Below are 16,369 nucleotides of genomic sequence, written 5' to 3'. Positions count from 1 at the left end.
ATATGAAATTTTGGAACACACTAATTCTTATATTTGCATTAAAAACAAATATTGTTCTTGGAGCCTTAGAAAAGGTAGATAAAATTGTAGCATTAACGAATCACCATATTATATTAGATAGCGACGTCAGAAATAATATTTATATGATTCAAGATACCATTTCTAATTCTGATAACAATGACGCAACATTACAGAACATTGTACATTATCCAATAATATTAGATCAATTAATCACAGACAACCTTATTTTTCAATTCGCTACGCAACAAAATATCACCATCAACTACGACCAAATTAATCAGATGATTAATTGTATTTTAAATCTACATGATATGACATTAGATCAGTTTCGTATGCACTTATATAATATTGGTTTAAGTTATGAAAAATATTATTGGCAACAATACCAAAACATGCTTAAAAAGCACATATGTGATCATATCGTTTATCATCGTGCTAATATATTGACAACTGAAATAAAAAAAATTGCTAATAAATCAAATATTATTGATTTTAATAAACAATTTAAGTTAAAGCATATTATATTCACATTACCAATACAACCAACAAAAACCCAAATAAATAAAATAGAATATTTTGCAAAATTATTAATTAAAAAAAAAGAATTTAATAACAATATTAAAGAACTAATGCACACACATGCATATAAAAATATTATTCAAATAATTAAAACACAAGAAACAGAATGGATTGGATGGAAAGACATACCAATTATTTTTGATAAACATTTAGAAAAAGCAAACAAAGGTGATATTATCGGTCCAATTTTATCTTATGATGGGATATATATTATAGAGGTACAAGATATACGTTATAAACAAATTATATTACCTGTAACTAAAGTTAAAGCAAAAATATTTAGTATAAAAAATTCGTGTGAAAATATAAACGTAATAAAACAACTGTTACAAATTAAAGAAAGAATTGAAAAAAGTAATACCACGTTTAGTATGATTATTAAAGAAAAATCACAAGATACATGTTTAAATTATTATGAAGAAGATATAGTATATAAGGATTTAGACGATTTTGAATCATCAATTCGAAAAATTTTGATGTACTTAAAGAGAAATGAGATTAGTATACCAGTATATACCTCTTATGGATGGAGTTTAATACAATTGATAGATATATCTATGTTAGATTACAATGAAATGATACAAGAACGTGTTTACTTATACTTATTAAACAAAAAATTTGATGAAATTATGAAAAATTGGATTCAAGAATTGCGATCAACGGCTTACATTAAAATCATTCAATAAAATGATTAAAAAAAACACAAAATTCCGACGAATTATCATTACTATAGGAGAACCAGCTGGAATAGGGCCTGATATAGTCATAATGAGTGCTCAGAAAAAGTGGCCTGTAGAATTAGTTGTCTGCGCTGATCCTGATTTACTGCTCGATAGAGCAAATAAAATCAATCTGCCTCTAAAATTACGTTCCTATCATGAAAAAAAAATATCGTCTCCTTGTGTACCTGGAGAATTATCCATATTAAAAATATCACTTCCAAAAAAATCTGTCCCCGGTCAATTAGATGTTACTAATAACGATTATGTTATCAATACTTTAACTCGGGCATCGCAAGGATGTTTAAACGGGGAATTTGCAGCTTTAGTGACTGGTCCTATACATAAAGCTATTCTTAATAAAGGCAACATTTCATTCTGTGGGCACACTGAATTTTTATCCCAACTCAACAAATGCAAAAAAACTGTAATGATGTTGAGTAACAAAAAATTACGTGTTGCTTTAGTCACTACTCATATCCCTATATTATCTGTTCCAAAAATGATTACTCAACAGTCTCTTTGCGATACTATTTCCGTTCTCGTAAAAGGATTAAAAAAATACTTTGGCATTCCATATCCTAAAATTTATGTATGTGGGTTAAATCCACATACTGGAGAATCCGGTTATATAGGACAAGAAGAAATTAATATTATTATACCTACTTTAAATATTTTAAAAGAAAAAATTAATTGTAAACTAATTGGACCGTTATCAGCTGATACAATATTTCAATCAAAATATCTTCAAGATGCAGATGTAATACTAGCTATGTATCATGATCAAGGATTACCTGTATTAAAATATTCTGGATTTGGACAGTCAGTCAATGTTACCTTTGGATTGCCTTTTATTAGAACTTCTGTAGACCATGGTACCGCTCTTGATTTATCTGGTAAGGGAACAGCTTTGCCTAATAGTATGATCATGGCTATTACAGTTGCAATTAACATGATAAATAATCTTCATGAAAAAAACATACTATAAAAATCATCTTATAAAAAAAAAATGGAGCCAAGTATTTCTCAACGACCAAAATACTATTAATACTATTATTAAAACTATTAATCTTAAAAAAAATCAAAAAATAATAGAAATTGGACCCGGTTTAGGTGCGTTAACCAAACAAATTTTAAATACTGTAGATCTCGATTCACTAATACTAATAGAACGTGATTTCGATTTGGCCATGCGACTAATACAAATGTTTAATAAAAAAATTAATATTTTTTGTCAAGATATCTTAACGATAAATTTTTTTGATTTATCACACCAAGTTGGCCAAAAACTACGATTAGTCGGAAATTTACCTTATAATATAGCCACAGAATTAATCATATATTTGTTTAAATACACTAATGTAATTTATGATATGCATTTTATGTTTCAGCAAGAAGTAGCCAGGCGACTCTGCGCAATGCCTAATAATAAGGAATACGGAAGATTAAGTATAATAACGCAATATCATTATAAAGTTATTCCATTATTGTCAATACCAGCTACTGCTTTTATTCCTATTCCAAAAGTAAAATCTGTAGTAATACGTTTACTCCCTCACACACTTACTCCTTATCCAATAATTAATATAAAACAACTATCTTCACTTACAAAATTGGCCTTTAGCCAAAGACGAAAAACCATTCGAAATAGCCTATCTACATTTTTTAAAGAAACAGAAATCACACAACAAGGAATCAATCCAAAACTACGAGCAGAAAATATTACTATTGATCAATACTGTATGCTAACGAACATATTAAAAAATAAATAGACTTACTATGCAATATTTTAATTATACTCTTTATAATTGTATTTCAATTGATTCAATGCTATCATTCGCATGTATTAATTATATGTTTTAATTCTTTATATATTTTGCAAACATATCAATAATTACATATCAAATGAGGGAGATTAAAACTTTTAAATTAAAACAAAAACATTTAAAATAAAACAGCAAACGTTATAATTGACAACCCTTAAATTAAAAGAGCATATTTTCATAAATATAATTATATTTATGAAAATATGCTTCTCAAAAAGAGAAAATTTTTTTAAGATAAAAAAATAAAAATATTTTGATATGTGATTAATCAATTTTTCTGGAAATAAAATCTATAATAAAAATGTCTACTTATTTCATTGGAGATGTCCATGGATGCTACAAAAACTTAAGAACTATATTAGATCGCGTATGCTTTAATCCTGACTTTGATACCCTACATTTCACCGGAGATTTAATAGCTAGAGGGCCAAATTCATTAGAAGTATTGCGTCTAATCCGTACATTTAAAAAAAGTGCTTGTCTAGTATTAGGCAACCACGAATTACATCTGTTAAAAATATACTTTGGAATAAACCGAAAAAAAAATACAGATTACTTTGATGCTATATTAAATGCTCCAGATCTAGAAGAACTAATTTATTGGTTACGTCATCAACCTATACTATATATAGATAAAAACAAAAAAATATTAATGACTCATGCAGGTATTAGTCCTAATTGGGATATTAATGATGTGAAAAAACATGCTCAAGAAATAGAAGACATTTTAGTTAGCGACTATTCTTTTCTACTTTTTAAAAAAGATATACCTGAAAATATATCTAATATAAATCACATAGACATTAAAAAATTAAAAAAAATACAAAAAAACATTAATATATTTACAAGAATGCGTTACATTTATTTAAATGGTCAGTTAAATTTAAAATATAAAGGAGTTCCTAAATACGCCCCAAAAAATATATATCCATGGTTTTGTTTAACTAGATTAATTGATCCTACATATAATATAATTTTTGGCCACTGGGCATCATTAACAGATATACAAATTCCATCGGGTATTTATGGATTGGATTCTGGTTGTTGTTGGGGAGGAACACTTACTTTATTACGATGGGAAGATAAAAAAATTATACATGTACCTTGCACACCACCTGCTTAATCCTTTAAAAAATCACAAAATTTAACAATTACCACATACCCCCCGTATCATATAAGTTACAAATAAATTATCATCACATTTTAATGAATCCCTCTTACAAAAAAAAAGACACAAATTATTGATTTAAAATATTGATGACAAAATACCATATATTTTATAATTCACTATAATATAATTATTCACAACGCTCAATAATTTCAAAGTTTAAATAATCAAAACAACCTTCATTAATTTTATAAAAACTATTAAAAATAAGTTTCCATTCTTTTATATCATACTCAGGAAACCAAGTATCTCCATCAACATCAACAAGATTATGAATATGTGTTAAATATAATCGCTGTGCATAAGGTAAAAAAATTTTGTATACTTCACCTCCTCCAATTACCATAACTTCTTCATATTTATCTTGGATACAAGATAAAGCATCATCTATATTATCTACTACAAAAACACCATTATAATTATTTAATAAATTACGACTTAAAACAATATTCAGTCTATTTAATAATGGTTTATTATCTATAGACTCAAACGTTTTACGTCCCATAATAATTGGTTTATATAAGGTATGATATCTAAACCACTGTTTATCTACAGGTAAACTCCAAGGAATAACATTTTTTTTTCCAATTACATGATTGGTAGTTAATGCAACAATTAAGCTAATAATCATTTATACATAACATTTAAACACGCATTAAATTAAATAAAAATATGTTTTATAAAAAATCCCCAATTGTATTAATTTTAATACCAACTTAACTAAAAAGATATAAATGATTATAACTATATAAATATATCTCTAATTATAGTCGGTCATCATTTTAGAATGCATATCTTGAATTGATATCACGTGGTCCGTAGTATCAACAGTTAATGACATAGCTACAGCAAAACTTCCATTTATTGTAGTAACATAACGAATATTATGTTGTAATGCAATACTACATAACAATGTAGTATGATTATTACAATAATTATTGTTATTATTATTAATTTTTTCTGTCAAAGTAGTATCAATAATATAACTATATTCACCATTCTTAATCTTTTCATGAATATATGCATGAGTTACACGCACTGATCTAATCATTTGAGAATCAATACCAGCACTCTTTAACATCTTCGCTGTTTTATGTGTAACATCTAACATATAACCGTTTTGAATGAACTTAGTAACTAAATCCAACGCTTTATCCATATCGCTTTCAGATAATGATAATAATATATCGCCATGTTTTTTTATACAAAACTGACTACCCAATGTTGCTTTAGCAAACGCTTCCTCGAAAGTACGTCCAATACCCATTACTTCACCTGTAGATCGCATTTCTGGACCTAATTTTGGATTCATATCAATAAATTTATTAAACGGTAATACTACCTCTTTCACTGCAAAATAAGGAGGAATCACTTCCTTTAAAATACCTTGTTTAGATAAAGATTGCCCGATCATTACACGAGTCCCGATTTTTGCTAAAGCCATCCCAGTAGCTTTAGATACAAAAGGAACTGTACGTGATGCTCTTGGATTAATCTCAATGATATAAATCTCATCTTTTTGTATCGCAAATTGTATATTTACCAAACCTTTTACATTAAATTTAAACGCTAATTCTTTTACTTGACAACGTATCCTATCTTGAATACATTTACTTAATGTATGAACAGGCAAAGAACACGCTGAATCTCCAGAATGCACTCCTGCATACTCAATATGCTCCATAATTCCCCCAATAAACACCTGCTCTCCGTCGCATACAGCGTCTACATCTACTTCGATCGCATTTTCTAAAAAACGATCTAGCAAGACTGGCGCATTATTGGATACTTTAATAGCGTTTTTAAAATAAAATAACAATTCTTTTTCATTATATACTATCTCCATAGCCCTCCCTCCTAAAACATAAGAAGGCCTTACCACTATGGGATACCCTATATTTTTAGCTTTTTTTAAAGCTGATCGTATAGATATTACAGTAGCATTATTAGGCTGCTGCAATCCTAAACACTTTATTGAGCGCTGAAACCGTTCTCTATTTTCTGCTTGATCAATTGCATCAGGACTAGTACCTATAATAAATATTCCGGCTTCTTCTATCGCTTTAGCCAATTTTAATGGAGTTTGACCTCCATATTGCACAATCACACCTATTGGTTTATTAATACGTGTAATTTCTAAAATATCCTCTAATGTAATTGGCTCAAAATAAAGAATATCTGATATATCATAATCAGTGGAAACAGTCTCAGGATTACAATTTACCATGATTACGTCATATCCGCTTTCACGTAAAGTTATTGCTGCATGCACACAACAATAATCAAATTCAATGCCTTGGCCAATACGATTAGGCCCCCCTCCTAATATCATGATAGTTTCACTTTTTTTATTCAACTGAAATTCACATTCACCATCATAAGTAGAATACATATAAGAAGTATCAGTAGAAAATTCTGCCGCACATGCATCTACATGTTTATATACAGGATGTATGTCGTACATCGCCCTTAATGTGCGAATCTTATTTTCTGATACACCTGTTAATTGCCCCAATCTTGCGTCAGAAAATCCTTTCTTTTTAAGACAATGCAACCGATTTCTGTCAAGACATGATATACCTGCTGATATTATATCGTTTTCTAATTGTACTAATTCTTCAATTTGAGCTAAAAACCAACGATCAATATTGGTTAGCTGAAAAACTTGTTCCAAAGATATACCATAACGAAAAGCATCAGCAATATACCATATTCGATTACTGCTAGCATTTTTTAATTCATATACAATAATATTAAAGGCTTTAGGGTCATCTAAATTAATCTTAGGATCTAATCCCGTTACTCCTATTTCTAATCCACGTATTGCTTTTTGTAAAGATTCTTGCTGACTGCGTCCAATCGCCATCACTTCGCCCACTGATTTCATTTGAGTTGTCAATTTATTATGTTGTTCCGGAAATTTTTCAAAATTAAAACGTGGAATTTTAGTGACTACATAATCAATTGATGGCTCAAAAGATGCTGGAATACAACCACTCATAATGTCATTTGATAATTCGTCTAAACTATATCCTACTGCTAATTTAGCAGCTATTTTTGCTATAGGAAATCCAGTTGCTTTAGAAGCTAATGCTGACGATCGTGATACTCTCGGATTCATTTCCACAACAACAAGTCTACCATTATTTGGATTTACCGCGAATTGTACATTAGCCCCGCCAGTATCTACACCAATTTCACGTAATACCATTATTGCAGCATTTCTCATAATTTGATATTCTTTATCAGTCAAAGTTTGAGCTGGCGCCACAGTAATAGAATCACCGGTATGAATCCCCATAGGATCAACGTTCTCTATAGAGCATACAATGATACAATTGTCTTTAATATCACGTATAACTTCCATTTCATATTCTTTCCAACCAATTAAAGATTCATCAATTAAAAGTTCATGATGAGCAGATAAATCTAACCCATATCTACAAAGTTTTTCAAATTCCTCTGTAGTATACGCAATACCTCCTCCGCTGCCTCCCAAAGTAAAAGAAGGACGAATAATACAAGGTAACCCTATTTTTTCCAAAACCATCATAGATTCATCTATATCGCGCGCTATACCAGATCGGGCTGTTTCTAATCCTATTCTTTTCATAGACTCTCGAAATTTTTGACGATCTTCTGCCTTATAAATAGAATCTATCGTCGCTCCAATTGTTATGATATTAAATTGTCTTAAAATTCCATGGCGCTCTAAATCTAAAGCGCAATTCAAAGCAGTTTGCCCGCCCATAGTGGATAACAATGCGTCTGGATGTTCTTTTTCTATAATCTTAGATATTATTTCCCATTGAACCGCTTCAATATAAGTAGCATCAGCCATATCAGGATCCGTCATAATTGTAGCAGGGTTGGAATTAACTAAAATTATACGATATCCTTCTTCCCGTAATGCTTTACAAGCTTGCGCTCCGGAATAATCAAATTCGCAGGCTTGACCGATAACAATTGGTCCAGCTCCCAATAACAAGATGCTGTGTATATCGGTTCTTTTCGGCATATTACACTCCCCAACTTATTGTTGATTACGATAATGTTTAATCAATTTAATGAAATGACTAAACAACGATGATGTAGCATCATGAGGCCCAGGACTAGCTTCCGGGTGTCCTTGAAAGCTAAAAGCAGGTTTATCGACATGATGGATACCTTGTATCGTGCCATCAAACAATGAAATATGCGTTATTTTTAATGTATCAGGTAAAGTTTTTTTATCTACTACAAAATTATGATTTTGCGTGGTAATTATAACTTTGTTCGTCGCTATGTCTTTAACAGGATGATTAGAACCATGATGACCAAATTTCATTTTTATTGTTTTTGCTCCACTGGCTAATGCCAGTAATTGATGACCCAAACAAATTCCAAACAGGGGAATTTTAGTTGTATTTAAAAAAATTTGAACAGAATTAATTGCATATTCATATGCATTAGGATCTCCAGGGCCATTAGCTAAAAAGATGCCATCTGGTCTCATATCTATTATTTCTTGCGCTGTAGTATGTGCCGGAACTACAGTTAATACACAACCATAATCCACTAATATGCGCATGATGTTTCGTTTAATACCAAAATCATATACTACAACACGATAAGGTAAACTTAATGGGGTAACAAATATTCCAGATTTAATATTCCAAGTACCTTGATTCCAAATATACTGTTTATCAGTACTTACTTTATGAGCAAGATTAAGTCCATGTAACCCAGGAAATTCACGAGCTTTACGCAATGCATATGCAGCGTCAGGCATATCATGAGCAATAATACAACCATGTAGTATTCCCTTTTCTCGTATTAGCCGCGTTAATTTACGAGTATCTACTCCAGCAATCCCAACAATATTTTGCTGTACTAAATAATCTGAAAGAGTCAATGTATGACGAAAATTACTAACAATAACCGATAAATTACGAATAATCAGTCCTCTTACTTGTACACAAGAAGATTCATTATCCAATTCATTAGCACCAACATTGCCAATATGAGGGCAAGTTAATATTACTATCTGATATGCGTAAGAAGGATCAGTGATTATTTCTTGATATCCGGTCATTGATGTGTTAAACACCACTTCTCCTACCGTTTCTCCTTCTGCTCCTATTGCATGCCCATAAAATTGATTACCATCTTCTAATACTAACAACGCCGGTTTCATCAAAGTACCTCTATTTTAGCAAGTAAATTAATCATTAAATATATAATTTATATTTAATTTATTAGGGGAAATTGATGAGTCAAATATTAAATTATAATTACTATTATTTTAGATTAAAATAAAACATGTGTAAATAAAATTTACACATGTTTTATTTATTAAAATCAATCTTAAAATTTTTTAAAACCATTAAACAATATCATCTAATTAATCACAATAACATATACATCTATAAAATATCACTCATATCAAACAAACCTGTTTTATCACGCCCTAACCAAATAGCGGCACGTAATGCTCCAATAGCAAATATTATACGATCCGATGCTTTATGTATTATTTCTAGACGTTCCCCTGATCCGGTAAATAGAACAGTGTGTTCCCCTACAACATCTCCGGCACGTATCGAATGGATTAATATATCATGATAATAAGATTCTTCTGACGAATGCTTTATAGAATCAACATTACTATTCATACTGCTACCAGATCGGTTAGATCGCAATGCATTTGCAATAATATTTCGCATCATTAAAGAAGTGCCAGACGGCATATCATGTTTTTTATTATGATGCATTTCAATAATACTGATATCTGAAGTACTACCTATAACTTGTGTAATTTTATGTAACAATTTAGATATTAATGCAACTCCTACACTAAAATTAGAAGAATACACGATGCCTATTTTTTGGGATGTATTTATAATAAAATTTTTATGTATCTGATTCAATCCAGTGGTGCCAATGACTATGTTTTTATTGTTATTAGCACAGAATTTTAAATATTCCATAGATATATCAGGGGCAGTGAAATCAACCAAAACATCAAAATCATCTTTAATTGATTCAAGATTATCAGTAACTATCACACCCAAATCATCATTGTTTATTAACATTCCAACATCCTTACCACAAATGTTAGTATTTAAACGTGCTATAGCAGCTCCCAAAACAATTTCTTGACTATATTGTTTTTTTGCTTCTCCCTGCACAATACATGTTATTATTTCTTTACCCATACGCCCAGTTGCCCCCGTAACGGCAACACGAAGAGGCACATCGTTCATAATTTTTATACCTATACAATATTTATTACATATAGAATAATTTATGACTCTAATTAATTTTCATATCAAAAATTTTATATACAACAATATATGAAATTTTTTATCAAATTTTAATAAAAATTATTATGCTATTCGATACAGCTAAACAACATATAACATCGTTATATGATTTATATTATACCGTTTTCTTTAACTCGTTATTTTATTATTACAATAAAATTAATGAATATATGATAATTATAAACATACTAAATTTTAGGTGCATCAAAAAAGACATTCTCTTCCTGTCCTATCATTTCTTCAACAACAATACAATCTGTACTTAATATACGTAATTTTTCAATAACTTGATGCACTAAAATATCCGGGGCTGATGCCCCGGCAGTAATACCAATATTATTTATCCCGTGCAACCAATTTCTTTGAATATCATTGGCGTGATCAATCAAATATGCAATTTTCCCAATACGACGTGCCAACTCCATTAATCTAACAGAATTAGATGATATTCTTGATCCTACAACAAATATAATCTCTACTGTTAGAGCTAATTTTTTAAGAGCATTTTGTCTATTAAATGTTGCATAACAAATATCATTTTTTCTAGGACCCATAATCTTGGGAAATCTTTGATGTAAAATTGCTATAATCTCTGCAGCATCATCTACCGACAAAGTTGTTTGTGTTACAAAAAATAAATTATTTGGATACTTCACCTGAAGTGACCAAGCGTCTGATGGAGATTCAACCAAATATATTTTTCCTCCAGAATCTGAAGTAATATACTGCCCCATAGTCCCTTCAACTTCTGGATGGCCAGCATGGCCTATTAAAATAACTTCCATATTATTACGATTAGCTTGAGAAACCTCTTTATGTACCTTAGTTACTAAAGGACAAGTAGCATCGAGTATTATTAAATTTTTAATTTTTGCTTGTTCCCGTATCTTTTTTGAAACCCCATGAGCAGAAAAAATCAGAACGGATCTATTAGGTACCTCATCTAATCGTTCAATAAAAATAATACCTTTATTCGATAATTGCGTTACCACATAACTGTTGTGCACTAACTCATGTCTCACATAAATCGGAGCGCCGTATGTTTGTATAGCATTCTCTGCGATATTAATTGCTCTATTTACTCCTGCACAGAACCCGCGCGGATTGGCCAACACAACTCTAATATTTAAACCTCTTTATTATATGATTAATAAATAAATTCACTATATTTAACACTTATATGCACATAATACAACTGATTTTCTAATCAATTGTTTAATTAACTGATAAACACAACACCATGATGTATTATGCGCGTAACGAATCTTGATATACAATAAAATTCTCTAATTTAAATTATTTTTAAACCATCATAGTAGTATTTGACTATTAAAATAGTAATTCCTACACAAATTGACATATCAGCAACATTAAAAGTGGGCCAATGCCAACTTTTAATATATACATCAATAAAATCAACTACTGTTCCGTGTAATACTCTATCAAATAAATTCCCTAAAGCTCCTCCAATAATCATAGAATAAGATACACTACAACACTTAGAACGCTCGGTCAATTTATACAAAGTTATAATAAATGCTACAATTACCCATATTATTATCCACATAAATATCCAACGATAATGTAAATTAACATTAGTAAAAAACCCAAAAGCTAATCCTGCGTTACAAATATAATAACAATTAATACCGGGGAATACTGACGATACCTCACCAATCACAAAATGTGTCTTTATCCAATATTTAGTTCCTATATCCAACAACATTAAGAATATAGATAACCACAACCATTTTAAATTTTTATAATTAAATTCTCTATCCATTAAAAGAACCTACGATTTTCTCCTGGTCCCACTATATTATCAATGCAACGAGCACAAATATTGACATAATTTTTATATCGATCAATGTCTAATCTATAATGCCAACAACGCAAACACTTCTTTCCCTTAGCTTTTTCTAAAACAATCTTCAAACCTGGAATCTCTTCTTTTTTATGTTGCGTTGTATTACATTCATCATAATAATCTAAAACTATAGCTGAAGACGTAATCAATCCAAAAGAAAGTTCATTATCTAAGATACGTAATTTACTTGCTAATTTTGGAACAGCATATAAAACGACACTGGCATCTAAAGACCCGCCAATCATACCACTAAGACGCGCTTGTTCAATTATTTTATTTACCTCGTTTCTAACATCTAAAAAAATATTCCAATCATTACTGTTCATAGTTTTTTTTGAATTGATACTAAATAATCCACTATACCATTCTTCAGTAAATACATATTTTGATCTATTTCCTGGAATATACTTCCAAATTTCATCAGCAGTAAAAGATAGAATTGGAGCGATCCAACGTACCATAGATTCAATAATATGATATAATGCAGTCTGACAGCTACGACGCGCAGTACTAGTTTTTTTTGTAGTATATTGTCGATCTTTAATAACATCTAAATAAAATGAACCCATTTCCACTGAACAAAACTGCATAATTCGTTGGATTACATTATGAAAATTATACTTATTATAATTTGATATTACTTCTGATTGTACAGATAAAGCACGATCTACCGCCCAACAATCCAATTCGATCATATTTTCTGGATGTATACAATCTTGTTTTGGGTTAAAATCACTAATATTAGCCAAACAAAACCGAGCAGTATTACGAATGCGCCGATACACATCAGTTGTATGTTTTAAAATAGCATTTGAAATAGTCATGTCTTTAGAATAATCAGAAGAAGCTATCCATAATCGTAAAATATCTGCTCCAAAATTCTTTATTATCTCCTGAGGACTAATGACATTACCAAGAGATTTAGACATTTTACGCCCCTGAGCATCTACAGCAAACCCGTGAGTCAGTACTTCTTTATAGGGTGCTTTACCTGTGATCACGGTTGATATAATTAAAGAAGACATAAACCAACCCCTATACTGATCTGAACCCTCCAAATATAAATCTGGTAACTTTTTACTCAGTTCTAATCGTTCTGGTATCACCGAATCATGAGTAGAACCAGAGTCAAACCACACATCAAGTGTATCTAGCACTTTTTCATATTGATCTGATTCATCTCCTATAATGTCTTCAACTTTTAAATCCCACCACGCTTGTATTCCACATTGTTCTACGTATTGCGCAACTATTTCCATTAATTCAAACGTACGTGGATGTAAAATTGCAGTTTTTTTATGAACGAAGAGAGGTATGGGTACACCCCAAACACGTTGTCTTGAAAGACACCAATCGGGTCTATTAATCAGCATCGTTTCAATACTAGACCTACCCTTATCTGGAATCCAATGTACTGTATGTATTGTTTTCAGTAATTTATCTCTTAAATTATATTTATCCATACTTAAAAACCACTGTGAAGTAGATTTAAAAATAACAGGAATTGCATGACGCCAACAGTATGGATAACTATGTGAGTAATTATAGTTTACATGTAATAAAGCACCCGATTGATTTAATAAATTTATTATTATGTCATTTGATCTCAATACTTGTACCCCATCTAACATAGGATGTGTATTGGGTATATAATGACCTGTATCATTTATTATATTAATAATTTTAAAATTATATTTTTGAGCCACAATATAATCATCAATACCATGATTAGGGGCTATATGTACCACCCCTGTTCCAGAATTCAGTGATACATGACAACTTAATACAACAGGGATATCAAAAGGCATGAATGGGTGATGAAATCTTAATAATTCTAAAGAATTACCTGAAGTCTCACCTAAAATCTTCCAAGAAAAACATTGTATACGTTGCATCACAACATCTACCAAATTAGTTGCAATGATTATATATTTATTATTATTTATCACAATTAACTGATAACTGTAATCCGGATGCACAGAAATAGCTTGATTAGCAGGTAATGTCCAAGGAGTAGTAGTCCAAATCACCAATTCGATGGTATGTTGAGATAAATCTAGATTAAATATTTTAGAAATACGAATATTATCCACCGAAGCAAAAGCAACATCAATAGCAGGAGAAAAATGGGTATTATTATACTCCACTTCTGATTCAGCTAATACAGAACAACATTGAAAACACCAATGCACAGGTTTAACACCTTTATATAAATAACCGTTAGATATAACTTTACTTAAAGTACGAATAATATTTGATTCAGTCTTAAAATCCATCGTCAAATAAGGTCGCTTCCAATCCCCTAACACACCTAACCTTATGAAATCTCTCTTTTGTATTTCTATTTGTTCCAATACATAATTACGACAGATACTACGAAATTCATTTGGATTAATACTAACACCCGGTTGTCCTATTAATCGTTCTACTTGTAATTCAATAGGTAATCCATGACAATCCCAACCAGGGATATAAGGAGCATTATAACCCATAAAACTTTTATATTTCAGAATAATATCTTTCAGCACTTTGTTTACTGCATGACCTAAATGAATACTACCGTTTACATAAGGCGGGCCATCATGCAATAAAAATAATTTTTTTTTATTTTTTTTATAACGAATTAATTCATATAAATTATCTTTATACCAACGTTCTAATACAGCAGGCTCGCATATAGCTAAGTTAGCACGCATAGAAAATGGTGTATGTGGTAAATTCAAAGTATTTTTATAATCAGTCATTTATAAATTATTCCGTTTTTATAAATTTTATTCATATTATTTTTTTTATTAAAATAACTACGTACCTTTATTATATCGTTCTTGATTTGATGCTGTAATGTTTTCAGAGAAGTGAAGCATTGTTCATCACGAATTTTAGCTAAAAAAACTACTTTAATGTGATAAGTATATAAATTTGTAGATATATTCAACAAATGTACTTCTAATTTCTGTTGATTTTTTCCGATAATTGTTGGGCATATCCCCACATTAGCTATTCCCGGTAATGGAAGGTTAGAAATGCCATATACTTCCACCGCGTATACACCATGCATGGGTAATCGTTTGCCCTGTAACGCTATATTAGCTGTAGGAAACCCAAGCCTACGGCCTAATTCCTCTCCATGTACTACCCGACCAGAAATACAATAAGAATGCCCAAGTAACAATTCAGCATCTAAAATTCTATTTTCTATTAAAGCCACACGTATCGCGCTGCTACTTATTCTTTGATTATTCGCATCGAGATAAGTCGCAATGCGTATCACTTTAAAACCTTCATTTTTACCTATTTTTTTCAAAAAAACAAAATCTCCCTTCCTAAAAGCACCAAACCTAAAATCGTCTCCGACATAAACAAACTGCGCTCCTAATTTACATATTAATATATTTTTAACAAAATTATATGCTTCAATAGAAGCAAATTTCTTATTAAAAGTAATGCATAAAATAACATCCACTCCTGCTGTATATAAATAATCAACTTTGTCTCTTAATCTTGTTAACCGTATTGCTATTATATCAGATAAATATTCCCTAGGTTGAGGTTCAAAAATCATAACCACAACAGGTAATTTCAACTTGCTCCTTTCTTTTTGCAATTTTGAAATTAATGCTTGATGCCCACGATGAAATCCATCAAAATTACCGATAGTAAGTATACATCCTTTATGATGAGACTTTATATTATGTAATCCTCTAACAAATTCCATGTTAAATATCAACAAACTTTTAAAAAATATTCATACTATTCATATTTTTAAAATTACTGACTCATTTTTTATGAAATTACAAAAAAATAATATTTATAACATATCTTAAAGTAAATCAATAACACAAATATTATGCTCAACAACATATTAATCCTATTCGAATTAGAAA

At 30.3% G+C, this 16,369-nt stretch carries 12 protein-coding genes; 4 read left to right on the top strand and 8 right to left on the bottom strand.

What is annotated here, in order from left to right; all coding sequences use genetic code 11:
* Positions 1 to 2 precede the first annotated feature (2 nt).
* The 4 genes from Bamer462_RS00660 (at position 3) to apaH (ending at position 4,268) form a co-directional block, all read left to right on the top strand.
* A complete protein-coding gene (locus Bamer462_RS00660) occupies positions 3 to 1,286 on the top strand; it encodes a peptidylprolyl isomerase (RefSeq protein WP_500837788.1) in 1,284 nt (427 codons plus the stop codon).
* Position 1,287: 1 nt separating this feature from the next.
* On the top strand, positions 1,288 to 2,307 hold the full coding sequence (pdxA, locus tag Bamer462_RS00655) for a 4-hydroxythreonine-4-phosphate dehydrogenase PdxA (protein ID WP_500837787.1): 1,020 nt from the start codon (positions 1,288 to 1,290) through the stop codon (positions 2,305 to 2,307).
* Positions 2,288 to 3,091 carry a 16S rRNA (adenine(1518)-N(6)/adenine(1519)-N(6))-dimethyltransferase RsmA gene (gene rsmA, locus Bamer462_RS00650; protein WP_500837786.1) on the top strand — a complete coding sequence of 268 codons (804 nt, stop codon included), beginning with the start codon at positions 2,288 to 2,290 and terminating at the stop codon, positions 3,089 to 3,091. The genes pdxA and rsmA overlap by 20 nt, the downstream gene beginning before the upstream one ends.
* A gap of 355 nt (positions 3,092 to 3,446) precedes the next feature.
* Positions 3,447 to 4,268, top strand: a complete 822-nt coding sequence (gene apaH, locus Bamer462_RS00645; RefSeq protein ID WP_500837785.1) for a bis(5'-nucleosyl)-tetraphosphatase (symmetrical) ApaH — start codon at positions 3,447 to 3,449, stop codon at positions 4,266 to 4,268.
* 175 nt (positions 4,269 to 4,443) lie between these two features.
* Here the strand turns inward: apaH and Bamer462_RS00640 are convergent, their stop codons facing one another.
* The 8 genes from Bamer462_RS00640 to ribF form a co-directional block, all read right to left on the bottom strand.
* Entirely contained in the window at positions 4,444 to 4,944 is a 501-nt protein-coding gene (locus Bamer462_RS00640; RefSeq protein WP_500837784.1) for a dihydrofolate reductase, read from the bottom strand.
* A 129-nt stretch (positions 4,945 to 5,073) separates the two neighbouring features.
* The gene (carB, locus tag Bamer462_RS00635) at positions 5,074 to 8,331 is read right to left on the bottom strand and encodes a carbamoyl-phosphate synthase large subunit (RefSeq protein WP_500837783.1); all 3,258 of its coding nucleotides are present in this window, start codon (positions 8,329 to 8,331) and stop codon (positions 5,074 to 5,076) included.
* A 15-nt stretch (positions 8,332 to 8,346) separates the two neighbouring features.
* On the bottom strand, positions 8,347 to 9,492 hold the full coding sequence (carA, locus tag Bamer462_RS00630; RefSeq protein ID WP_500837782.1) for a glutamine-hydrolyzing carbamoyl-phosphate synthase small subunit: 1,146 nt from the start codon (positions 9,490 to 9,492) through the stop codon (positions 8,347 to 8,349).
* Between the two features lie 226 nt (positions 9,493 to 9,718).
* Entirely contained in the window at positions 9,719 to 10,558 is an 840-nt protein-coding gene (dapB, locus tag Bamer462_RS00625) for a 4-hydroxy-tetrahydrodipicolinate reductase (protein WP_500837781.1), read from the bottom strand.
* A 248-nt stretch (positions 10,559 to 10,806) separates the two neighbouring features.
* Complete coding sequence (ispH, locus tag Bamer462_RS00620; protein WP_500837972.1) at positions 10,807 to 11,742, bottom strand: 4-hydroxy-3-methylbut-2-enyl diphosphate reductase; 936 nt, start codon at positions 11,740 to 11,742, stop codon at positions 10,807 to 10,809.
* 167 nt (positions 11,743 to 11,909) lie between these two features.
* Entirely contained in the window at positions 11,910 to 12,401 is a 492-nt protein-coding gene (gene lspA, locus Bamer462_RS00615; RefSeq protein ID WP_500837780.1) for a signal peptidase II, read from the bottom strand.
* A complete protein-coding gene (gene ileS / locus Bamer462_RS00610; protein ID WP_500837779.1) occupies positions 12,401 to 15,229 on the bottom strand; it encodes an isoleucine--tRNA ligase in 2,829 nt (942 codons plus the stop codon). The genes lspA and ileS overlap by 1 nt, the downstream gene beginning before the upstream one ends.
* A complete protein-coding gene (ribF, locus tag Bamer462_RS00605; protein WP_500837778.1) occupies positions 15,226 to 16,200 on the bottom strand; it encodes a bifunctional riboflavin kinase/FAD synthetase in 975 nt (324 codons plus the stop codon). Before ribF ends, ileS begins: the two co-directional genes overlap by 4 nt.
* Positions 16,201 to 16,369: the final 169 nt, after the last annotated feature.

The sequence above is a fragment of the Candidatus Blochmannia americanus (nom. nud.) genome, assembly GCF_059934915.1.
The sequence above is the reverse complement of the archived record's forward strand: the minus strand, read 5'-3'. Positions and strand labels throughout refer to the sequence as shown.